Consider the following 19765-nt stretch of genomic DNA (forward strand, 5'->3'; position numbering starts at 1 on the left):
GCTGAACCGAGAGGTTGACCACCATGAACCATCTGAAGGCCCTGTGGCGCACGCAACGCAGTTTCATGCTCTTCGTGGGCCTGATGCTGGTGTTCCGCTCGGCCGTGGCGGATTGGAACTACGTGCCCTCGTCTTCGATGAACCCCACGCTGTGGGCCGGCGACCGCGTGGCGGTCAACAAGCTGGCCTACAGCCTGCGGGTGCCGTTCACACTGCATCAGATCGCTCGCTGGGCCGAACCGCGGCGCGGCGATGTCGTCACCTTCGATTCGCCGACCGATGGTACCAACCTCATCAAGCGCGTGGTGGCCGTCGGGGGCGACACCGTGTCGATGCAGGGCAACGTGCTGCAGGTCAACGGCCAGGCCGTGGTGCGCACGCTGATCGAGCCCGCGCGCCCGGTGCCGACCGAGATCGGCGTGCTGAAGGAGCAGATTCTGGCGCGAGCACCGCAGCGGTGGCGATATCGAGGTGGCGCAGCTGCCCGGCTATAACCGCTACCCCGGCTTCGCGCCGGTGCATGTGCCGAAAGGCTACGTGATGGTGATGGGCGACAGCCGCGACAACAGCAACGATTCGCGCTTCATCGGCTTCATCGATGAGAACCGCATCACGGGGCAGGCCGTGCGCGTGATCCTGTCGCACGATCCGCAGGGGCTGTACCTGCCGCGGCGCAGCCGCTGGTGGCTGCCGCTGCACCTGTGAGCCGAAGCACCGCATGCCGGCCAAGAAGTCTTCCACCCCCAACCGGGGCTTCCGCGTCGCCGACCAGATCCAGCGCGATCTGGCCGAGCTGATCGCGCGCGAGCTGAAGGATCCGCGCGTCGGCATGGTCACACTGAACGCCGTCGAGGTCACGCCCGACTACGCGCACGCCAAGGTGTTCTTCAGCGTGCTCACCGGCGATCCGCAGGAGACGCAGGACGCGCTGAACCACGCCGCCGGCCACCTGCGCAACGGCCTGTTCAAGCGCCTGCACATCCACACCGTGCCCACGCTGCACTTCGTCTTCGACCGCACCACCGAGCGCGCGGCCGACATGAACGCGCTGATCGCCAGGGCGGTGTCTTCCCGCTCCAAGGACGCGGACGAATAAACCATGAACGCGCCGCGCACGAGGGTCGTCCGGCGCCCCGTGCACGGGGTGCTGCTGCTCGACAAGCCGCTGGGCCTGTCCAGCAACCAGGCATTGCAGAAGGCCAAATGGCTGCTGCGCGCCGAGAAAGCCGGCCATACCGGCACGCTGGACCCGCTGGCCAGCGGCGTGCTGCCGCTGTGCTTCGGCGCCGCCACCAAGTTCAGCCAGGGCCACCTCGACGCCGACAAGACCTACCAGGCCACCCTTCGCCTGGGTGTGACCACCACCACCGGCGACGCCGAAGGACAGGTGGTGGCCGAACGCCCCGTGCCGCCCCTCGCACCCGAGCAGCTCGAAGCCGTGCGCCAGCGCTTCATCGGCCGCATCACCCAGGTGCCGCCCATGCACAGCGCGCTGAAGAAGGACGGCAAGGCGCTGTACGAATACGCGCGCCAGGGCGTGGAGGTCGAGCGGGCACCGCGCGAGGTCGAGATTTATGAGCTAAATATGGCCCCAACGCTTGCTGGACAAGCGCTGGAAGCTATCGATATCGTAGTGAAGTGCAGCAAAGGAACCTACATCCGAACGCTGGGCGAAGACATTGGCGGGGCCCTGGGCTGCGGCGGCCATTTGACGGCGCTGCGTCGCACCGCCACCGGGCCGTTCGACATCGCGCAATGCACGACGCTCGATGCGCTCGAGGCGATGGACGATGATGGCCGTCTGCGTTGCCTGCTGCCGCCCGAATCCCTGGTGCCCGCCCACGAGCACGTGGTGCTGGCGGGCGAGGAGGCCGGGCGCTTCCTCGCCGGCATGCGGCGCCGCGGCCCGTGGCCCGACAGGGGCGACGTGGCCGTTTTCGGCGAACAGCCGCACCTGTTTCTGGGTACGGCGCACATCAAGGCCGGCGAACTGATTCCCCAGCGCTTGCTGAGCCCCATCGAGCTGCGGCAGATGGCCGGCGTCGATCAGCACGAGAAGAAGGTCGCGCCGTGAACCAGCCCCTGTCATCCACGCTTGCTGCCGCGCGCCAGGCCTGGGCCAGCGGCGCGCCCGCGCACGCCGCGGCCCTGCTGGCCGATCAGCCGCGCGAGCCCGCCGTGCTGGAACTGCTGGGCGTGGCCTGGGCGGCCCAGGGCCGCTGGGACGAGGCGCTGGCCTGCCAGCAGGCCCTGGTGGACTTGTTGCCCGAACAGCCGGCGGGCTGGATCAATCTGGCCAACACGCAGGCCGCGCTGGGCCAGTTCGACGGCGCGCTGGCCAGCCTGGCGCGAGCCGAGGACATCGACGCCGCGCAGCCGGCGGTGCATTTCAACCGGGGCAATGTGCGCATGCAGCAAGGCGACCATTCCGCCGCCAGCGAGAGCTTCCGTCGCGCCGGCGAACTGGCGCCGCAGCGCCCCGATCCGTTCTGCAACCAGGCCATGGCGCTCAATGCCCTGGGCCGCCATCAGGAAGCCCTGCAGATCCTGCAGCGCGTGGTAGCACGCCATCCCGGGCTGGCACAGGGCTGGAATCTGTTGGGCATCACCTGGCACAAGCTGGAGGCCGACCGGCAGGCGCTCGAGAGCTACCAGCGCGCCGCGCAATGTGCCCCGCAGTGGGCTGATGCGTACAGCAACGCCGCACAGGTGCTGGCGCGCATGGAGCGGTTGCCCGAGGCCGAGGCCAGTGCACGCCGCGCCGTGCAACTGGATCCCACCCATGCCGACGCTCTGCGCACGCTGGGCGTGGTGTTGGTCTCGGCCCGGCAGCCGAATCAGGCTCGGGAATGGCTGGAGCGGGCGCACCAGCAGTGCCCGCAGGATGTCCTCACCCTCAGCAACTTGCTGGCGCTGGAGAGCGCCGCATGCAACTGGGCTGCCGCCGAACAGCATCTGGCGGCGCTCCGAGGGCTGTGGCGCCAGGGCAGGGGCGGCGTGGAGCCGTGGCGCCTGCTGAGTTTCGACATCCAGATGGCCGAATTGCGCACCCTCACGGAGCGGGAAGGCGCGAGATACGCCGCGCGCGCGGCGGCCAGCACGTTCTCCGGCGAGCATTTGCGTCGCGGCCCCGCACGTCCCGAAAGGCTGCGCATCGGCTACTTCTCCAGCGACTTCCACCAACACGCCACAGCCTACCTTGCGGCTGGCATGTTCGAGCAGCATGACCGCATGCGCTTCGAGACGATGGCGTTCTGCTTCGGCCGTTATCCGCACGGGCTGCAGGATCCGATGCGTGAGCGCCTGCATGCCGCGTTCGACCGCTTCGAGACCGTGCGTGAACTGAATGACATCGAATTGGTACGGCTGGCACGCTCGTTCGATCTGCACGTCGCCGTGGACCTGAAGGGCCACACCAAGGACAGCCGCCAGGGAATTTTCGCGCAGCGCGTGGCGCCCGTGCAGATGCACTACCTGGGCTACCCCGGTACCCTGGGCATGCCCGGCGCCATTGACTACCTGGTGGCAGATCGCCTCGTGGTACCTCCCTGCTCGCGCGACTCCTACAGCGAGAAAATTATCGAGCTGCCGGACAGCTATCAGGTCAATGACCGCGGGCGCGCCATCGATCACCACACGCCCTCGCGCGCCGAGCTCGGGCTGCCGGCGCGGGGCTTTGTGTTCTGCTGCTTCAACAACAATTACAAGATCACGCGCGATGTGTTCCCGCTATGGATGGCACTGCTGCGCCAACGACCGGGCAGCGTGCTGTGGCTGCTGGAGGACAACCCCATCGCCGCTGCCAATCTGCGCGCGGCTGCGACCGCGGCCAACGTCGATGCGGCTCGCCTTGTCTTTGCTCCCCGCGTTCCCCTGCCGCGTCACCTGGCTCGCCATGCTCAGGCAGATCTGTTCCTGGACACGCTCCACTACAACGCGCACACCACGGCCAGTGACGCCTTGTGGGCCGGCCTGCCGGTGCTGACCTGCATGGGCCAAACCTTCGCCGCGCGCGTGGGCGCCAGCCTGCTCACGGCCTGCGGCCTGCCCGAGCTCATCGCCTCCAGCCCGGAGGACTACCTGAATCTGGCCTTGGCCCTGTCGTCTGATCCAGCCCGCCTGTCGGCGCTGCGCCAGCGCCTGGAGAGCAGCCGCATGCAGGTGCCCTTGTTCGACACCGCCCGCTTCACCCGCCACATCGAGCGCGCCTACGACATGGCGTGGGACCGCTTCGAGCGCGGCCTGCCGCCCGATCACCTCGTCGTGCCGCCCATCGACTGAACCATTCAACCCTCACCATCATCATGAGCAAGCAAATACGCAACATCGCCATCATCGCCCACGTCGACCACGGCAAGACCACCATGGTCGACCAGCTCCTGCGCCAGTCCGGCACCTTCGCGGCCCACGAGAAGGTGGAGGACACGGTGATGGACAACAACGCCATCGAGCGCGAGCGCGGCATCACCATCCTGGCCAAGAACTGCGCCGTGAGCTGGAAGGGCACCCACATCAACATCGTCGATACCCCGGGCCACGCCGACTTCGGCGGCGAGGTGGAGCGGGCGCTGTCGATGGTCGATGGCGTGCTGCTGCTGATCGACGCGCAGGAAGGCCCCATGCCGCAGACCCGCTTCGTCACCAAGAAGGCGCTGGCGCTGGGCCTCAAGCCCATCGTCGTCGTCAACAAGGTGGACAAGCCGGGCGCCAACCCGGACAAGGTGATCAACGCCGCGTTCGACCTGTTCGACAAGCTCGGCGCCAACGACGAGCAGCTCGACTTCCCGGTGGTCTACGCCTCGGGCATCAACGGCTGGTCGTCGCTGACCGAGGGCGAGCCGGGCGAGCAATGGGGCGACGACATGACGGCGCTGTTCGACACCATCCTCCAGCACGTGCCCGCGCACCAGGGCGACGCGGCGGCGCCGCTGCAATTGCAGATCTCGGCGCTCGACTTCTCCACCTTCGTCGGGCGCATCGGCGTGGGCCGCATCAACGCCGGCACGCTGCGCCCGGCGATGGACGTGCTGGTGATGGAGGGGCCGGACGGCGCCAGCTTCAAGGGGCGCATCAACCAGGTGCACACGTTCCAGGGCCTGGACCGCGTGCAGGCCAGCACGGCCGGCCCGGGCGACATCGTGCTGATCAACGGCATCCCTGACATCGGCATCGGCGTGACGGTGACCGACCCGCTGCAACCCGCGCCGCTGCCCATGCTCAGGGTGGACGAGCCGACGCTGATCATGAACTTCTGCGTCAACACCTCGCCGCTGGCCGGGCGCGAAGGCAAGTTCGTCACCAGCCGCCAGATCTGGGACCGGCTGCAGAAGGAGCTGCAAAGCAACGTGGCCCTGCGCGTGAAGGAGACCGACGAGGACGGCGTGTTCGAGGTCGCCGGCCGGGGCGAGCTGCACCTGACCATCCTGCTGGAGAACATGCGCCGCGAAGGCTACGAGCTGGCTGTTTCCAAGCCGCGCGTGGTGTTCAAGGAGGAGGGCGGCGAGCGCTGCGAGCCGATCGAGCTGGTCACCGCCGACATCGAGGAAAGCCACCAGGGTGGCGTGATGCAGGCCCTGGGCGAGCGCAAGGGCGAGCTGGTCAACATGGAACCCGACGGGCGCGGCCGCGTGCGGCTGGAGTACCGCATCCCGGCGCGCGGGCTGATCGGCTTCTCCAACGAGTTCCTCAACCTGACGCGCGGCACCGGCCTGATCAGCAACATCTTCGACCGCTACGAGCCGCACAAGGGCGAGATCGGCGGGCGCAAGAACGGCGTGCTGATCAGCATGGACGACGGCGAGATCTTCACCTACGCGCTGGGCAAGCTGGATGACCGCGGCCGCATGTTCTCGCGCGCGGGCGACCCGGTGTACGAGGGCATGATCGTCGGCATCCACAACCGCGAGAACGACCTGGTGGTCAACGCCACGCGCACCAAGCAGCTCACCAACTTCCGCGTCAGCGGCAAGGAGGACGCGATCAAGATCACGCCGCCGATCGAGCTGACGCTGGAATACGGCGTGGAGTTCATCGAGGACGACGAGCTGGTCGAGATCACGCCCAAGAGCATCCGCCTGCGCAAGCGCCACCTGAAGGAGCACGAGCGCAAGCGCGCCGGCCGCGAGGCCGCCTGACGCAGATCGCGCTGGCCGACCGCCTGACCATGAAGTGGCTCGACACGACCGCCTGGACCCACGCCCGCGCCGCGTGGGCGATGGTGCTGGTCGCGCTGCTGTGGTCCACGGCGGGCGTGGTCACGCGCCAGCTCTCGCACGCGCAGGGCTTCGAGGTGACGTTCTGGCGCAGCTTCTTCACCGTGCTGTCGCTGCTGGCCATCCTGCCGGCGTGGCAGGGGCCGGGGGTGTTCGCGCGCATGCCGTGGCGGCGGCGCGCGTTCTGGCTGTCGGGCCTGTGCTGGTCGGTGATGTTCACCGCCTTCATGGTGGCGCTGACGATGACCGGCGTGGCGCGCGTGCTGGTCACCATGTCGGTGGCGCCGCTGCTGACGGCGCTGATCTCGCGCGTGGTCACCGGCCGCCGCCTGCCGGCGCGCACCTGGGCGGCCATCGTGGCGGCGGGCGCCGGCATGGCGTGGATGTTCGCCGGCCAGCTGAATGGATCGGGCGGCACCGTCGGCGCGCGCGAATGGCTGGGCTCGCTGGTCGCGCTGGGCGTGCCGCTGGCGGCCGCCGTGCAGTGGACGGTGGCGCAGCGCAGCCAGGCGCAGGGCGAGCCGCTGGACCTGGTGCCGGCGGTGCTGGTCGGCGCGCTGATCTCCAGCGCCGTCACGCTGCCGCTGGCCTGGCCGTTCCAGGCCGCGGGACGCGATTTGGCCTGGCTGGGCTTCCTGGGGCTGGCGCAGCTCGCCATTCCGTGCGTGCTGGCGATGCTGTGCGCCCAGGCGCTGCCGGCCCCCGAGGTGGCGCTGCTGGCGCTGCTGGAGGTGGTGTTCGGCATCGCCCTGGTGTGGCTGATCGCCGGCGAAACGCCGCGGCCCGAGGTGCTGGCCGGCGGCTCGCTGGTCATCGGCGCGCTGCTGGGCAACGAGCTGCTGGGCTGGCGCACGCGGCAGCGCGCGGCGGGCGGCATCACGCCCGCATGAGCCATTTGAAGGAAATCGGCCTCTAACGCCCGCCCAGTAAGCGCTGACAGCTATTAATAGCGTAGCAATCAGCGGTGGTGCTGCTTCATCGCGCGCTCGACCTCGCGCTTGCCTTCGCGTTCCTTGATGGTGTCGCGCTTGTCGTGCGTGGCCTTGCCCTTGGCCAGCGCGATCTCGCACTTCACGCGGCCGTTCTTCCAGTGCAGGTTGATCGGCACCAGGGTGTAGCCCTTCTGCTCGACTTTGCCGATCAGGCGGCGGATCTCGTCGGCCTTCATCAGCAGCTTCTTGGTGCGCACGGCGTCGGGCCGCACGTGGGTGCTGGCGGTGCCCAGCGGGTTGATCTGGCAGCCGATGACGAACAGCTCGCCCTCGCGGATGACGACGTAGCCGTCGGTCAGCTGCGCCTTGCCCGCGCGCAGCGCCTTCACCTCCCAGCCTTCCAGCACCATGCCGGCCTCGAAGCGTTCCTCGAAGAAGTAGTTGAACGCGGCCTTCTTGTTCTGGGCGATGACCGGGTTGGTCGACGGGGGTTTGGAGCTGGCCATCTGGGCAATATGGGCGCCGGCGCGGGCTTTTGCAAGCCGCGCGGGCTGGGGGCAGGGAGGGTACGGGCCCTAGAATCGGGCGAACCGCGAATTCTATGAAATCCGTTCACAAGTCCGTCCTCATCTGGTACGCCGCGCGGGAGATGTACGACCTGGTGGTGGACATCGAGCGCTACCCGGACTTCCTGCCCTGGTGCGACCACGGCAGGGTGCTGGAGCGCACCGAGAACGGCATGACGGCCGAGGTCGGCCTCAGCTTCAAGGGCGTGCGGCAGAGCTTCGTCACCCGCAACGAGCACGTTCCCGGCAGCGAAGTGCGGTTGCACCTGGTCAAGGGGCCGTTCTCCAGGCTGGAAGGCGTGTGGACCTTCACGCCCGTGGGCGGCGACGGCGAGCGCGCCTGCCGCGTGGATCTGAGGCTGGCCTACGGCTTCTCCAACCGGCTGCTGGCCGGGTTGGTGGGGCCGGTGTTCGACAAGATCGCGCTCAGCCTGGTGGACGCCTTCGTCGCCCGCGCCCAGCAGGTGTACGGCGCGCAGGCGGTGTGAGCATCGCCGTCACCGTGGCCTACGCGCCCGCGCCGCGGCAGGTGCGCGAAGTCAGCCTGACGCTGCCCGCCGGCAGCACCGTGCAGGACGCCATCGCGGCCAGCGGCCTGCGCGCGCAGTTCCCCGAGATCGACCTGGCGCCCGGCAGCGTGGGCGTGTGGGGCCGCAAGGCGCCGCTGGATCAGCCGCTGCGCGCGCGCGACCGGGTGGAGATCTGGCGCCCGCTCGGCGTGGACCCCAAACTGGCGCGGCGCGAACGCTTCGGCCGGCAGGGCGCCCGCACGGCGGGGCTGTTCGCCAAGCGGCGGCCGGGCGGCAAGCCGGGCTACTGAAAGACGCTACAAAGAAGAGAGCTGCCAGCGCGTGTCCAGCAAGCGCTGGGAGCTTATTTGCAGTCGGACGCGATGATCTTCTGCACGCGCTGCTGCTCGGCCGCGCGGGCGGTGTCGTCGAGCACCTCGCGCTCGCCCTTGTCGTTCAGGCGGGCCACGCGCATGCCGGAGTCGAGCGTGGCCTTGGCGTTCATGGCGCGCTTGCAGTTGTCGGCGCGGGCGGCGGCCAGGCGCTGCTCGTCGGCTTTCTTCTGGGCGGCTTCGGCGGCCTCGGCCTGTTTCTTCTTCTCTTCCAGCGCCTTGTCGACGCCGGCCGGGGCGCTGGCGGCGGCCACGGGGGGCGATGCCGGCGCCTCGGGGGCCACCGCCGGGGCGGCGCGCACCACGCTGGCGCCGCCGCGCGGCTGCGACAGCACGTTCTTCTGCGGCACCTCGGCGGGCGGCGGCCGGTCGCTGAAGACCTTGCGGCCGTCCTTGTCGATCCACGAATACTGGGCGAAGGCGGCCGAACTGGCGGCCAGGGCAAGACCCAGGAGCAGGGCGCGGGGCATCTTCATGGGGCCGCAGTGTAACCAGCGCCGCCGCCCGGGCGGCCTTGCCACGCCGCGCGGCGGCCACGAGCCGACCGCCGGTGTGCGATTTGCACGCTGCGCGCGGCGTTCGCCCGGCGCGGCGCCGGCCTGGCGGCCCCGGGTAGAATCCTTTTTTTGGAGCCTTCACCCATGCGCCTTCTCGGCAAAGCGCTGACCTTCGACGACGTGTTGCTGGTCCCGGCGTACTCCCAGGTCCTGCCCAAGGACGTCTCCCTCTCCACCCAGTTCAGTCGCCACATCCGCCTCAACCTGCCCCTGGTGTCGGCGGCGATGGACACCGTCACCGAGGCGCGCCTGGCGATCGCCATCGCCCAGGAGGGCGGCATCGGCATCGTGCACAAGAACCTCACGCCGCAGGAGCAGGCGGCGCAGGTGGCCAAGGTCAAGCGCTACGAAAGCGGCGTGCTGCGCGACCCGGTGGTCATCACGCCCGAGCACACCGTGCTGCAGGTGATGCAGCTGTCGGACGAGCTGGACATCAGCGGCTTCCCTGTCATCGACCAGGGCCGGGTGGTGGGCATCGTCACCGGGCGCGATCTGCGCTTCGAGACGCGCTACGACGTGCCGGTGCGCGACATCATGACCCCGCGTGACCGCCTGATCACGGTGCGCGAAGGCGCCAGCCACGAGGACGCCAAGCGCCTGCTCAACAAGCACAAGCTGGAGCGGCTGCTCATCATCGACGATGCTGATCGCCTGAAGGGCCTGATCACCGTCAAGGACATCACCAAGCAGACCAGCTTCCCCAACGCCGCGCGCGACGAGAACGGCCGCCTGCGCGTGGGCGCCGCCGTCGGCGTGGGCGCGGGCACCGAGGAGCGGGTGGAGGCGCTGGTCAAGGCCGGCGTCGATGCGCTCATCGTGGACACCGCGCATGGCCACAGCCAGGGCGTGATCGAGCGCGTGCGCTGGGTCAAGCAGAACTACCCGCAGGTGGATGTGATCGGCGGCAACATCGCCACCGGCGCCGCCGCGCGCGCGCTGGCGGAGGCGGGGGCGGACGGCGTCAAGGTCGGTATCGGCCCCGGCAGCATCTGCACCACGCGCATCGTGGCCGGCGTGGGCGTGCCGCAGATCACCGCCATCGACAACGTGGCCACGGCGCTGGCCGGCACCGGCGTGCCGCTGATCGCCGACGGCGGCATCCGCTATTCGGGCGACATCGCCAAGGCCATCGCCGCCGGCGCGCACAGCGTGATGATGGGTGGCATGTTCGCGGGTACCGAAGAGGCGCCGGGCGAGATCGTGCTGTACCAGGGCCGCAGCTACAAGAGCTACCGCGGCATGGGCAGCATCGGCGCCATGCAGCAGGGCAGCGCGGACCGCTACTTCCAGGAGAGCAGCACCGGCAACCCCAACGCCGACAAGCTGGTGCCCGAGGGCATCGAGGGCCGCGTGCCCTACAAGGGCAGCGTGGTGGCCATCCTGTTCCAGCAGGCCGGCGGCCTGCGCGCCAGCATGGGCTACTGCGGCTGCGCCACCGTGGACGACATGCGCGCCCGGGCCGAGTTCGTCGAGATCACCGCCGCCGGCATCCGCGAATCGCACGTGCACGACGTGCAGATCACCAAGGAAGCGCCGAACTACCGGGCGGACTGAGCGCGCCGATACTATGTTTCTGATAGCTGCCAGCGCTTGCCAGTCAAGCGCTGGAGGCCGATTTCATAAAAAATCGCCATGGCACACGACAAGATCCTCATCCTCGACTTCGGCTCCCAGGTCACGCAGCTGATCGCGCGCCGCGTGCGCGAGGCGCACGTCTACAGCGAGGTGCACCCCTGCGACGTGACCGACGCGTGGGTGCGCGACTACGCCAGGGACGGCCACCTGAAGGGCGTGATCCTCTCCGGCAGCCATGCCAGCGTGTACGAGGTGGATGACCGCGCGCCGCAGGCGGTGTTCGAACTGGGCGTGCCCGTGCTCGGCATCTGCTACGGCATGCAGACGATGGCGACGCAGCTCGGCGGCAAGGTCGAAGGCTCCAACACCCGCGAATTCGGCTACGCCGAAGTGCGCGCGCACGGGCATACCGCGCTGCTCAAGGGCATCGAGGACTTCGCCACGGCCGAGGGCCACGGCATGCTCAAGGTCTGGATGAGCCACGGCGACAAGGTCACGGCGCTGCCGCCGGGCTTCAAGGTCATGGCCTCCACGCCGTCGTGCCCCATCGCCGGCATGGCCGACGAGGCGCGCCGCTTCTACGCCGTGCAGTTCCACCCCGAGGTCACGCACACCGTGCAGGGCGCGGCGCTGCTCACGCGCTTCGTGCGCGAGATCTGCGGCGCCAGCCCCGACTGGATCATGGGCGACTACATCGAGGAAGCCGTCCAGAAGATCCGCGAGCAGGTGGGCGACGAGGAAGTCATCCTCGGCCTCTCGGGCGGTGTCGATTCCAGCGTGGCCGCCGCGCTGATCCACCGGGCCATCGGCGACCAGCTCACCTGCGTCTTCGTCGACCACGGCCTGCTGCGCCTGCATGAGGGCGACATGGTGATGGAGATGTTCGCCGGCAAGCTCCACGCCAAGGTCATCCGCGTGGACGCGAGCGAGTTGTTCCTGGGCAAGCTGGCTGGCGTCAGCGAGCCCGAGGCCAAGCGCAAGATCATCGGCGGCCTGTTCGTCGATGTCTTCAAGGCCGAGGCCGCCAAACTCAAGGCCGGCGATGCGGGCCACAAGGGCGCGACCTTCCTGGCGCAGGGCACCATCTACCCCGACGTGATCGAGAGCGGCGGCGCCAAGAGCAAGAAGGCCGTCACCATCAAGAGTCACCACAACGTCGGCGGCCTGCCCGAGCAACTGGGCCTGAAGCTGCTGGAACCGCTGCGCGACCTGTTCAAGGATGAAGTGCGCGAACTCGGCGTGGCCCTGGGCCTGCCGCGCGAGATGGTCTACCGCCACCCGTTCCCTGGCCCCGGCCTGGGCGTGCGCATCCTCGGCGAGGTGAAGAAGGAATACGCCGACCTGCTGCGCCGCGCCGACGCCATCTTCATCGAGGAGCTGCGCAACTTCCGCGACGAAGCCACCGACAAGACCTGGTACGACCTGACCAGCCAGGCCTTCACCGTCTTCCTGCCCGTCAAGAGCGTGGGCGTGATGGGCGACGGCCGCACCTACGACTACGTCGTTGCCCTGCGCGCCGTGCAGACCAGCGACTTCATGACGGCCGACTGGGCGGAGCTGCCGTATGCGCTGCTCAAGAAGGTGTCCGGCCGGATCATCAACGAGGTGCGCGGTATCAACCGCGTGACCTACGATGTGAGCTCCAAGCCGCCGGCGACGATTGAGTGGGAGTGAATTTACGTCCTTCGAGGACTATCGCCAGCTATCGAAAAACAGCCGTAACGTGTTGATTTAGAAAGAAATACGTCACGGAGGCTATCGGTAGCTATCGCCGGCCAGCAGAAAAAGTTGGCGGTAGAGCTGACGGTAAAAATCGAGGCCGGATTAAGACACTCTCGTTCACTATTCAGACTTTTACCGTCTTTGACGGTAAAAGCCTTCTCGGGAATGCTTGTTTTATGCGGCTTTCCGGGCATCAGCAGGTCTCCAGGTCCTTGACGGTAAAACCTGACGGTAAAGCCGTCACAAGCCGGAGGAAACCTCGATGCTTACTGACGCTGCACTACGAAATCTGAAGCCTAAGTCCAAGATTTATAAGGCTTCTGACCGAGACGGAATGTACGTGACGGTATCGCCCAGCGGCACCGTCACCTTCCGCTACGACTACCGCCTCAACGGCCGCCGCGAGACGCTGACGCTCGGGCGCTACGGCCCCGACGGCATCTCGCTGGCGATGGCGCGCGAACTGCTCCTGGACGCGCGCAAAGCCGTGCTCAAGGGCGTATCGCCTGCGCTGGAAAAGCAGCGCGAAAAGCGCCGTGTGGACGCCATCGACACCTTCGGCTCGGCGGTGGAGACGTACCTTGCCCATACGAGATGGGCCGACAGCACCCGATCGGGGATTCAGGCGGGGCAGGGGAGGCGACACCCGACCGACTTCCCGCGCGGCTGTTCCCAAGGGGTGAGCATTTGGATATGTTGTCATTGTCGTATCCAGACTACGACTGGAAACACCGTATCAAATTGACTTCGGCTTGGAAAAGTTGTATAAATCGTAGCATGGCTACGACTACTTTCAGCAAGTTAAATGCCCTCTACACCCGGCTGGCACCGGGAACGCCACTGACCTCGGAGGACTTGGCAGCGCTGGGCATCTCTGCTGACTTGACTGTCCATTACGTCCGGGCAGGCTGGCTCACGCGCCTGGCCCGCGGGGTGTACGGCCGCCCGAACGACACCCTGGCGCTCCATCCCAGCTTGCTGCTGTTGCAGCGTCGGTTCGAGGGGCTGCATGTCGGCGGTAAGTCGGCGCTGGATTGGTACGGCGTGCGCCAGTACGTGTCGCAACAGCCCGTGCTGCATCTGTATGGCTGGACGGCGGCCCGTCTGCCGGAATGGTTCACCGAACGCTTCCCCGCCGAGTACCACCGCAAGCGTCTGTTCGACGAGAAGCCGGATGCTCTGCTGCATGTCGGCCCCTTCGAGCAGCGCAGCGGGGCGCCGCAGGTGTCGGCGCCGGAGCGGGCATTGCTGGAGCTGTTGAGCGAGGTCGGCGTGCGTCAGCCCTTGCAGGAAGCCCGAGAACTCGTTGAGAGCGCCTACAGCTTGCGCGCCGACGTGCTGCGCGAGCTGTTGCAGCATTGCACGAGCGTCAAGACCGTGCGGCTGTGCCTGCAACTCGGCCGCGAGGCGTCATTGCCTTGGGCAGCGAAGCTCGATCCGGCCACGCTGCCGACGGGCAGCGATCGACCCTGGGTGTCCCGATCGGCCGATGGCCTACTGGTGCTCAAGCCATGAACCAGACCTATCTCGATACCGCGCGCCTGCTGACGCAGGTGGCGCCGCTGGTGTTCATGGACGACACGTTTGCCTTGAAGGGTGGCACCGCGATCAACCTCTTCGTGCGCGACATGCCGCGCTTGTCGGTCGATCTTGATCTGGTCTTCCCCGATCACACGCTGCCGCGCGACGAGGCGCTGGTGCGCATCAATGAGGCTGTCCGACAAGCCGCCGAGCGATTGAAGAAGCGGGGGTTTCAGACGCACGCGCCGGCGGCCGCGGCAGGGGAGACGAAGCTGTTGGTGCGCAGCGGTTCGATCCAGGTCAAGGTCGAAGTCAACTTCGTGATGCGCGGCACGGTGCAGCCGGTGCGGCGCGCTTCGCTCACACCGACCGCACGCGACACTTTGCTGGCCGATCTGGAGATCCCGGTGGTATCGCTGGAGGACGTGTATGGCGGCAAGCTGGTAGCAGCGTTGGATCGTCAGCACCCGCGCGACCTGTTCGACGTGATGCAGCTCTTTGCGCATGAGGGCATCACGCCCGGCATCCGGCGCGCGTTCGTGGTCTATCTGTCCAGCAGCAACCGGCCAATCCATGAAATGCTGTTTACGCCGCTGCGGGACATCCGCCATGACTACGAGCACAACTTCCAGGGCATGACGGCCGAGCCGGTGCCGCTCGATGCGCTGCTCGCCACGCGAGAACGCATGCTGCAAGAACTCCAGCAGGGCTTGGACGCTGACGAAAGACGCTTCCTATTGTCGCTGGCTGCTGGCACGCCGGAGTGGTCGCTGCTGGGCATCAAGCACCTCGAACAACTGCCGGGCATCCGCTGGAAGCTGCACAACCTGGCGCAGTTGCAAAAGACCGATGCGAGGAAGTTCGCCGAGCAGGCTGACTTGCTCGCTGCGCGGCTGGCTGCGCTATCCTAGTGTCCCGTCCCATTAATTCGTAGGCACAAAAGCTGCGTGGCATGGGGCATCCTTGGAGATGCCCATGCCCAACGCATACACCCGCACAACGACCATCAGTCTGACCGAAGGCGAGCGAGAGGAGCTCGCTTCAATGGCCAGGTCGCGATCGCTGCCGGCTGCATTGGCGTTGCGTGCACGAATCGTGCTGGCCTGTGAGGGCCAGGACAAGGCCAGCACCGACGTTGCGCAAGCGTTGGGGATCAATCGCGCAACCGTCACCAAGTGGCGCAGCCGCTACGCACGGGATCGGCTGCCTGGGCTGTATGACGAACTGCGCCCCGGTCGACCACGCACCGTGGGGGATGAGCAGATTGCCGAGTTGATCAACAAGACCTTGCACACCAAGCCGGCCAACGGCTCAACGCACTGGAGCACGCGCACACTGGCGGGCGAGACGGGTATCAGCAAGAGCACGGTTGCGCGCTACCTCCAAGCCTTTCAGCTCAAGCCGCATCGGGTGGAAAGCTTCAAGCTGTCCACCGATCCGTTGTTCATCGAGAAGCTGCGTGATGTGGTTGGCCTGTACCTCAATCCACCCGAGAACGCCCTGGTGCTGTGCGTGGATGAGAAGAGCCAGTGCCAGGCACTGGAGCGCACGCAACCGATGCTGCCGATGGGGCTGGGCTATGTCGAGGGCGTCACCCATGACTACGTGCGTCATGGAACAACCACACTGTTTGCGGCGCTGAACGTGATCAATGGGGCGGTGCTGGCCAGTTGCAAGCCTCGCCACCGCCATCAGGAATTTCTATCGTTCCTGCGTGAAATCGACAAGGCCGTGCCGAAAGATCTGGACGTGCATTGCGTGGTGGACAACTACGCCAGTCACAAGCACCCGAAGGTGCGTGCATGGCTGGCGCAGCGCCCACGCTGGCACATGCACTTTGTCCCGACCTACTCCAGCTGGCTCAACCAAGTCGAGCGCTTCTTCGCGATCATCACCGACAAGGCCATCCAACGCGGATCGTTCAAAAGCGTCAAAGAGCTGACCAAGAAGATTGACGGCTTCGTTGGCAAGTACAACGAAAGCTGCAAGCCGTTCACATGGACCGCCACCGCCGATTCAATCCTTGAGAAGCTCGCCCGACTCTGCGGACGAATTACTGGGACGGGACACTAGCGTCTGGTCACCACGCGACTCTTTCCGCGTATGTAGCGAAGGAGCGCGCCCTGCGGTTCCCGGCAGTCGTCTCGCTTGACCCCCACTCAAACCAACGACGGCTCGTCTGCCAATTGAGTCGGAGAATCAGAAGCCAAGAACGAAGCAAAATCCTGCGGTCTAGGGCGCGTCATCAAATGAGCCAAGTGATGGCGGCGGCCAAATGGATGGCCCCAAGGAAGGCTGTGGCCGTCTTGTCATAGCGCGTTGCGATGGCCCGGTACTGCTTCAAGCGTGCGAAGAAGTTCTCGATCAGATGACGCGCCTTGTACAGATGCCGGTCGTATTCGCGCTGCACGGTGCGTGTGCGAATGCTGGGGATGACCACGGCCTTGCCCGCTTGCAACAGGGGGGCAACCACTCTTTGGTGTGCGTCATAGGCTTTGTCGGCGATGACCGTCTGCGCATCGATATCCTTGAGCAGGACATCGGCACCTTCCAAGTCCGAAGCTTGGCCTGCCGTCAGTACGAAGCCCGTGGGATTGCCCAGCGCATCGACCGTGGCGTGGATCTTGGTGCTCAGGCCTCCCCGGCTGCGTCCGATGGCTTGCGCCGCAGCCCCCCTTTACCCCCTGCGCTGTGTTGGTGAGCGCGCACGATGGTGGCATCGATCATGGCGTACTCGTTGTCCGCGTTCTGGGCCGGGGCTTCAAACAGGCGCTGCCACACGCCGCGCCGGCTCCAGCGCATATGGCGCAGATGCACCACGCGAAAGTCCCCAAATCGCTCGGGCAGATCGCGCCAGGCGATACCCGCGCGATAGCGGTAGAGCACGGCATCGACGAACAAGCGATTGTCCTTGGCTGGCGCTCCAACGTGCCCGGCCCTGCCGGGCAACAGGTCTTGGATTTGAGCCCACTGCCTATCTGTCAAAGCGTATCTGCGGTTCATGTTCCTGATAACGGAGCATCTTCAGGATTTGATGACACGCCCTAGGCGCCCATGCCTGGGAATGCACCCGACCACGGTGACAACTCGACACGCAGTAACTTTGCCGGCTCCGGCCCGCTGGGCAGGGGAGACGCGGTGCCTCCGTCCGTGATGAAGTAGGCCAGCCGGCCGGCGGCGCCCGGTCTGCGGCTCCATGCGCCGCTGGACGGACCCACGACATCGAGGTTGAGCGGGTCACCTGCGACGATCTGCGTGAAGCCGCTGTTCTCGCCTGGGTCCATCGAGACCAGGTCGATGCTGTTCTGCCGGTGCGTGGTCAGGTAGATCGCCCGGACTTCCTCGTCGAGGATGAAGTCGTCGCCCATTCTGCCGGCCACGACGATTTCTGGCTCGCCCGCGGGCAAGAGTGTCGCGGGGTCGACCGGCACCCGCATGAGCAGCTTTTTGGCGGTCGCTGTGTAGTACAGGTAGTTGGATTTGGCTGCGTAACGCACGCCATTCACGCCCGGCTGCTCGGGCTTCATCTTGCCGGGGAAGTGCTTCATGCTGTTGTGTTCTAGCCAGACGCTCGCCTGGGGCGCTCGCCGCGGCGAAGGGCCCTGCAGGTCGACGCGCCAGATCAGGCCTGAGAAACTGTCGGCCACGAGAAGCACGCCAGGCGCGACGAGGCACATGCCATTCGGTGCACGCGTCGCGACCGGGAACTCGAAGGCCAGCGAGGGCTCGACCTGGGCGCCCGGCCGCCAGCCGCGTAAGTCGAGCCGGTGCAGCCTGGCGTCCGACCGTGCCGCATAGGCGTTCGCGGCGATGACGTAGAAGACATCGGGCTCGACTTCCGCGATGCCGAGAAGCGGTTGCCCAAAGATATGAAGGCGAACTGGCGCGACCGTGGTGTTATCGCTCTCCGGTGGTGGCACATACCAGAGCTCGCGCGTGTTGAGCACGGTGACGAGAAAGGACTCGTCGGAGCGCACCACTATGCTTTCCAAGAAGTACTTGGGCGGAAAGTTGGCGACGGTTGTCACGCGTGCTTGTGGCGCCCGGTTGTGAGGCTGCGGTCCTGGTCGGCGTGGCGCAACTGCCTCGGAGCCCTGAGATGCGGCAAGCGAGAGGCCCGCAGCCCAGGCGGGCGTAGCGACAAGCAGCGCGCGGCGACGCAGGGGCGGGGCTGTGGGATCGGTCTGCGATGGGTTGGGTCGAGTGGTCATGAGGGTTGCCTCCGTTCTTTTGGTGGATCAGGCGGCATGTCTTGCCGCAGCGGGTGAAGCCGCATCGAGCCGCTCGAGCAGTCCCTGCTGCTCGACACGAGTCGCGGCAAGATTGCGCAACTTGACGTGTCCGAAGCCGCGTACTTTCTGCGGCAGCCGCGCGAGCGCCAGAACCTCTGGGCGAATGTCGGCATCGAGCCGGAGGACGATGCTCTCCATGAGCGCCATGTACTCGTCGGCCAGTGCGCGCTCGGTATGGCGTTCGGCCGTCCAGCAGAAGATGTCCAGCGGCGTTCCGCGCAAGAGCTTCATGCGCGCCAGGATGCGCAGTGCGGACTTCATCCATGGGCCGAAGGATCGCTTGAGGGACAAGGCCCTTGTGGTCCCGCTTGGTCAGCAATGGCGGCGCGAGGTGGAAGCGCAGTGGATAGTCCCCTTCGAACTCGCGCTCGATCCGCTCGAAGAAGCCCGAGTCGACATACATGCGTGCAACCTCATATTCGTCCTTGTAGGCCATCAGCTTGTACAGCCTGATAGCGGCATCGAGCGCGGCGAAATGCTCGAAAAAGTTGCAGTAGCGCTGGGCATACGCCGAGTTCCGGTAAGCGATGAGCCGCTCGCAACGATCGGCGAGGATCGAAACGAGCAACGGCGTGCGCTTCGGAAGTGCGATCACGGATGCTGAGGCGCCGAGCGTGTCCAGCCAACTCTTGCCCGTTGAAACGATACCTAAGTTCGCCTGCGGAACCTCCCAGGGCTCGGTGTTCAGCTGGTTCTCGCGCACGTAGGCCAACACGGCCTGCATCCGGTGTTCCACCAGGCGCTTCTCCCGATCCAGCGGCCCATCGGGCCAGCGAAGCAAGAAATCAGACGCCGGCCCGTGGACGCCCTGCGGAATGCAGGTTTCGACGGCCAGCGGGTTGATGTCGAAGGAGGTCGTGGTCTCGACGGTCTCGCTAATCGACTTCATCGCCACCCAGCAGCCCGACCATCGCGACATGGCCCAGCCATGCAAGCCGAGTTCCACGAATTCAGCCACGCCCGAGGGGTTGAGTATCGGGATCATCGCTGCGATCAGCGCATGCTCGCTCTGGTGCGCCAGCGTGGGCGACTTGCAGGTGTGATCGTCGCCGACGATGGCGAACACGCCGTCGTGCTTCGCACTCCCGGCGAGGTTGGCATGCTTGAAGACGTCCCCACTGCGATCCACGCTGGGCCCTTTGCCATACCACATGCCGAAGACGCCGTCTGCCGTGGCATTGGCATCGAGTTCGACCATCTGCGTGCTCCACAGGGCCGTAGCTGCAAGCTCCTCGTTGAGACCTGGCTGGAAGAAGACGCCTGCGGCGTCGAGGTGCTTGCGAGCGCTCCATCGTTCCTGCTCCACCGAGCCAAGTGGCGAGCCTCGGTACCCCGAGACAACGCCGCGTGCGCGCAGGCCGGCAGCCGCATCGCGCGTCTTGTGCGCGAGCAGGAGGCGCACCAGTGCCTGAGTCCCAGTCATGAACACGCGTCCGCGTGGCTTGCTGTACTTGTCGTCTATTGTGGGCTCGGATTCGAGTCCTGAT

The 19765-nt window shown here is 66.5% G+C and carries 20 protein-coding genes and 2 pseudogenes; 16 read left to right on the forward strand and 6 right to left on the reverse strand.

Features of this window, described 5'->3' with window-relative positions:
- The first annotated feature begins 23 nt into the window (after positions 1 to 23).
- Genes lepB (QM772_RS01045) through QM772_RS01075 form a run of 7 tightly spaced genes read left to right on the forward strand, consistent with a single transcriptional unit; the run spans position 24 to position 7102 of the window.
- Entirely contained in the window at positions 24 to 494 is a 471-nt protein-coding gene (gene lepB, locus QM772_RS01045; protein WP_415133290.1) for a signal peptidase I, read from the forward strand.
- Positions 472 to 705, forward strand: coding sequence for a signal peptidase I (lepB, locus tag QM772_RS01050; protein WP_415133292.1), 234 nt, complete (start codon positions 472 to 474; stop codon positions 703 to 705). Before lepB (QM772_RS01045) ends, lepB (QM772_RS01050) begins: the two co-directional genes overlap by 23 nt.
- A gap of 13 nt (positions 706 to 718) precedes the next feature.
- Positions 719 to 1096: a 30S ribosome-binding factor RbfA gene (gene rbfA / locus QM772_RS01055; RefSeq protein ID WP_415133294.1), complete on the forward strand. Its 378-nt coding sequence runs from the start codon at positions 719 to 721 to the stop codon at positions 1094 to 1096.
- Positions 1097 to 1099: 3 nt separating this feature from the next.
- Positions 1100 to 2074 (forward strand): tRNA pseudouridine(55) synthase TruB, encoded by a 975-nt coding sequence (truB, locus tag QM772_RS01060; protein ID WP_415133296.1) that lies wholly within the window; start codon positions 1100 to 1102, stop codon positions 2072 to 2074.
- On the forward strand, positions 2071 to 4281 hold the full coding sequence (locus QM772_RS01065; RefSeq protein ID WP_415133298.1) for a tetratricopeptide repeat protein: 2211 nt from the start codon (positions 2071 to 2073) through the stop codon (positions 4279 to 4281). The genes truB and QM772_RS01065 overlap by 4 nt, the downstream gene beginning before the upstream one ends.
- A 23-nt stretch (positions 4282 to 4304) precedes the next feature.
- The gene (gene typA, locus QM772_RS01070; RefSeq protein WP_415133300.1) at positions 4305 to 6134 is read left to right on the forward strand and encodes a translational GTPase TypA; all 1830 of its coding nucleotides are present in this window, start codon (positions 4305 to 4307) and stop codon (positions 6132 to 6134) included.
- Positions 6135 to 6163: 29 nt separating this feature from the next.
- Positions 6164 to 7102, forward strand: a complete 939-nt coding sequence (locus QM772_RS01075) for a DMT family transporter (RefSeq protein WP_415133302.1) — start codon at positions 6164 to 6166, stop codon at positions 7100 to 7102.
- A gap of 68 nt (positions 7103 to 7170) precedes the next feature.
- On the opposite strand, the gene smpB is transcribed toward QM772_RS01075, so the two are convergent.
- Positions 7171 to 7650, reverse strand: coding sequence for an SsrA-binding protein SmpB (gene smpB / locus QM772_RS01080; RefSeq protein ID WP_415133304.1), 480 nt, complete (start codon positions 7648 to 7650; stop codon positions 7171 to 7173).
- 95 nt (positions 7651 to 7745) lie between these two features.
- Between smpB and QM772_RS01085 the strand changes: the two genes are divergently transcribed.
- Positions 7746 to 8198 carry a type II toxin-antitoxin system RatA family toxin gene (locus QM772_RS01085; RefSeq protein WP_415133306.1) on the forward strand — a complete coding sequence of 151 codons (453 nt, stop codon included), beginning with the start codon at positions 7746 to 7748 and terminating at the stop codon, positions 8196 to 8198.
- Positions 8195 to 8530: an RnfH family protein gene (locus QM772_RS01090; RefSeq protein WP_415133308.1), complete on the forward strand. Its 336-nt coding sequence runs from the start codon at positions 8195 to 8197 to the stop codon at positions 8528 to 8530. Before QM772_RS01085 ends, QM772_RS01090 begins: the two co-directional genes overlap by 4 nt.
- 53 nt (positions 8531 to 8583) lie before the next feature.
- Here QM772_RS01090 and QM772_RS01095 read toward each other — a convergent pair whose 3' ends face one another.
- Positions 8584 to 9087, reverse strand: a complete 504-nt coding sequence (locus QM772_RS01095; protein ID WP_415133310.1) for a DUF4124 domain-containing protein — start codon at positions 9085 to 9087, stop codon at positions 8584 to 8586.
- Positions 9088 to 9252: 165 nt separating this feature from the next.
- Between QM772_RS01095 and guaB the strand changes: the two genes are divergently transcribed.
- From guaB to QM772_RS01125, 6 genes and pseudogenes are all read left to right on the forward strand, one after another.
- Positions 9253 to 10722: an IMP dehydrogenase gene (gene guaB, locus QM772_RS01100; protein WP_415133312.1), complete on the forward strand. Its 1470-nt coding sequence runs from the start codon at positions 9253 to 9255 to the stop codon at positions 10720 to 10722.
- A gap of 78 nt (positions 10723 to 10800) precedes the next feature.
- Positions 10801 to 12417, forward strand: coding sequence for a glutamine-hydrolyzing GMP synthase (guaA, locus tag QM772_RS01105; RefSeq protein WP_415133314.1), 1617 nt, complete (start codon positions 10801 to 10803; stop codon positions 12415 to 12417).
- Positions 12418 to 12727: 310 nt separating this feature from the next.
- Positions 12728 to 13081: pseudogene (locus QM772_RS01110) on the forward strand (Arm DNA-binding domain-containing protein); the annotation flags it as partial.
- Positions 13082 to 13242: 161 nt separating this feature from the next.
- On the forward strand, positions 13243 to 13980 hold the full coding sequence (locus QM772_RS01115) for a type IV toxin-antitoxin system AbiEi family antitoxin domain-containing protein (RefSeq protein WP_415133316.1): 738 nt from the start codon (positions 13243 to 13245) through the stop codon (positions 13978 to 13980).
- Complete coding sequence (locus tag QM772_RS01120; protein ID WP_415133318.1) at positions 13977 to 14897, forward strand: nucleotidyl transferase AbiEii/AbiGii toxin family protein; 921 nt, start codon at positions 13977 to 13979, stop codon at positions 14895 to 14897. The genes QM772_RS01115 and QM772_RS01120 overlap by 4 nt, the downstream gene beginning before the upstream one ends.
- 58 nt (positions 14898 to 14955) lie before the next feature.
- Complete coding sequence (locus tag QM772_RS01125; protein WP_415133320.1) at positions 14956 to 16059, forward strand: IS630 family transposase; 1104 nt, start codon at positions 14956 to 14958, stop codon at positions 16057 to 16059.
- 172 nt (positions 16060 to 16231) lie between these two features.
- Here QM772_RS01125 and QM772_RS01130 read toward each other — a convergent pair.
- From QM772_RS01130 to QM772_RS01145, 4 genes and pseudogenes are all read right to left on the reverse strand, one after another.
- Positions 16232 to 16989, reverse strand: a protein-coding gene (locus QM772_RS01130; RefSeq protein WP_415133322.1) for an IS5 family transposase whose coding sequence is annotated in 2 segments (ribosomal slippage) — positions 16232 to 16650 and positions 16650 to 16989 — 759 coding nt in all. Because the reading frame shifts where the segments join, the coding sequence is not laid out codon by codon here.
- 41 nt (positions 16990 to 17030) lie between these two features.
- Positions 17031 to 18014 (reverse strand): hypothetical protein, encoded by a 984-nt coding sequence (locus QM772_RS01135; protein WP_415133324.1) that lies wholly within the window; start codon positions 18012 to 18014, stop codon positions 17031 to 17033.
- 210 nt (positions 18015 to 18224) lie between these two features.
- Positions 18225 to 18509, reverse strand: coding sequence for a DUF6537 domain-containing protein (locus QM772_RS01140; protein WP_415133326.1), 285 nt, complete (start codon positions 18507 to 18509; stop codon positions 18225 to 18227).
- 127 nt (positions 18510 to 18636) lie between these two features.
- Positions 18637 to 19263: pseudogene (locus QM772_RS01145) on the reverse strand (DUF6537 domain-containing protein); the annotation flags it as partial.
- Here QM772_RS01145 and QM772_RS01150 point away from each other — a divergent pair.
- On the forward strand, positions 19207 to 19764 hold the full coding sequence (locus QM772_RS01150) for a hypothetical protein (protein ID WP_415133328.1): 558 nt from the start codon (positions 19207 to 19209) through the stop codon (positions 19762 to 19764). The pseudogene QM772_RS01145 and the gene QM772_RS01150 sit on opposite strands and share 57 nt — an antisense overlap.
- The last annotated feature ends 1 nt before the right edge of the window (position 19765 follow it).

Source organism: Ottowia sp. (assembly GCF_047601385.1).
Classification (GTDB): domain Bacteria; phylum Pseudomonadota; class Gammaproteobacteria; order Burkholderiales; family Burkholderiaceae_C; genus Ottowia.

What these genes read in the sequence shown, in the direction of transcription:
- QM772_RS01125 (WP_415133320.1), top strand. Translation starts at nt 14,956, where the DNA reads ATGCCCATGCCCAACGCATACACCCGCACAACGACCATCAGTCTGACC.
- QM772_RS01095 (WP_415133310.1), bottom strand. Translation starts at nt 9,087, where the DNA reads ATGAAGATGCCCCGCGCCCTGCTCCTGGGTCTTGCCCTGGCCGCCAGT.
- QM772_RS01085 (WP_415133306.1), top strand. Translation starts at nt 7,746, where the DNA reads ATGAAATCCGTTCACAAGTCCGTCCTCATCTGGTACGCCGCGCGGGAG.
- truB (WP_415133296.1), top strand. Translation starts at nt 1,100, where the DNA reads ATGAACGCGCCGCGCACGAGGGTCGTCCGGCGCCCCGTGCACGGGGTG.
- lepB (WP_415133290.1), top strand. Translation starts at nt 24, where the DNA reads ATGAACCATCTGAAGGCCCTGTGGCGCACGCAACGCAGTTTCATGCTC.
- smpB (WP_415133304.1), bottom strand. Translation starts at nt 7,650, where the DNA reads ATGGCCAGCTCCAAACCCCCGTCGACCAACCCGGTCATCGCCCAGAAC.
- guaA (WP_415133314.1), top strand. Translation starts at nt 10,801, where the DNA reads ATGGCACACGACAAGATCCTCATCCTCGACTTCGGCTCCCAGGTCACG.
- rbfA (WP_415133294.1), top strand. Translation starts at nt 719, where the DNA reads ATGCCGGCCAAGAAGTCTTCCACCCCCAACCGGGGCTTCCGCGTCGCC.
- QM772_RS01115 (WP_415133316.1), top strand. Translation starts at nt 13,243, where the DNA reads ATGGCTACGACTACTTTCAGCAAGTTAAATGCCCTCTACACCCGGCTG.
- QM772_RS01140 (WP_415133326.1), bottom strand. Translation starts at nt 18,509, where the DNA reads ATGAAGCTCTTGCGCGGAACGCCGCTGGACATCTTCTGCTGGACGGCC.
- QM772_RS01120 (WP_415133318.1), top strand. Translation starts at nt 13,977, where the DNA reads ATGAACCAGACCTATCTCGATACCGCGCGCCTGCTGACGCAGGTGGCG.
- QM772_RS01075 (WP_415133302.1), top strand. Translation starts at nt 6,164, where the DNA reads ATGAAGTGGCTCGACACGACCGCCTGGACCCACGCCCGCGCCGCGTGG.
- typA (WP_415133300.1), top strand. Translation starts at nt 4,305, where the DNA reads ATGAGCAAGCAAATACGCAACATCGCCATCATCGCCCACGTCGACCAC.
- guaB (WP_415133312.1), top strand. Translation starts at nt 9,253, where the DNA reads ATGCGCCTTCTCGGCAAAGCGCTGACCTTCGACGACGTGTTGCTGGTC.
- QM772_RS01150 (WP_415133328.1), top strand. Translation starts at nt 19,207, where the DNA reads ATGCAAGCCGAGTTCCACGAATTCAGCCACGCCCGAGGGGTTGAGTAT.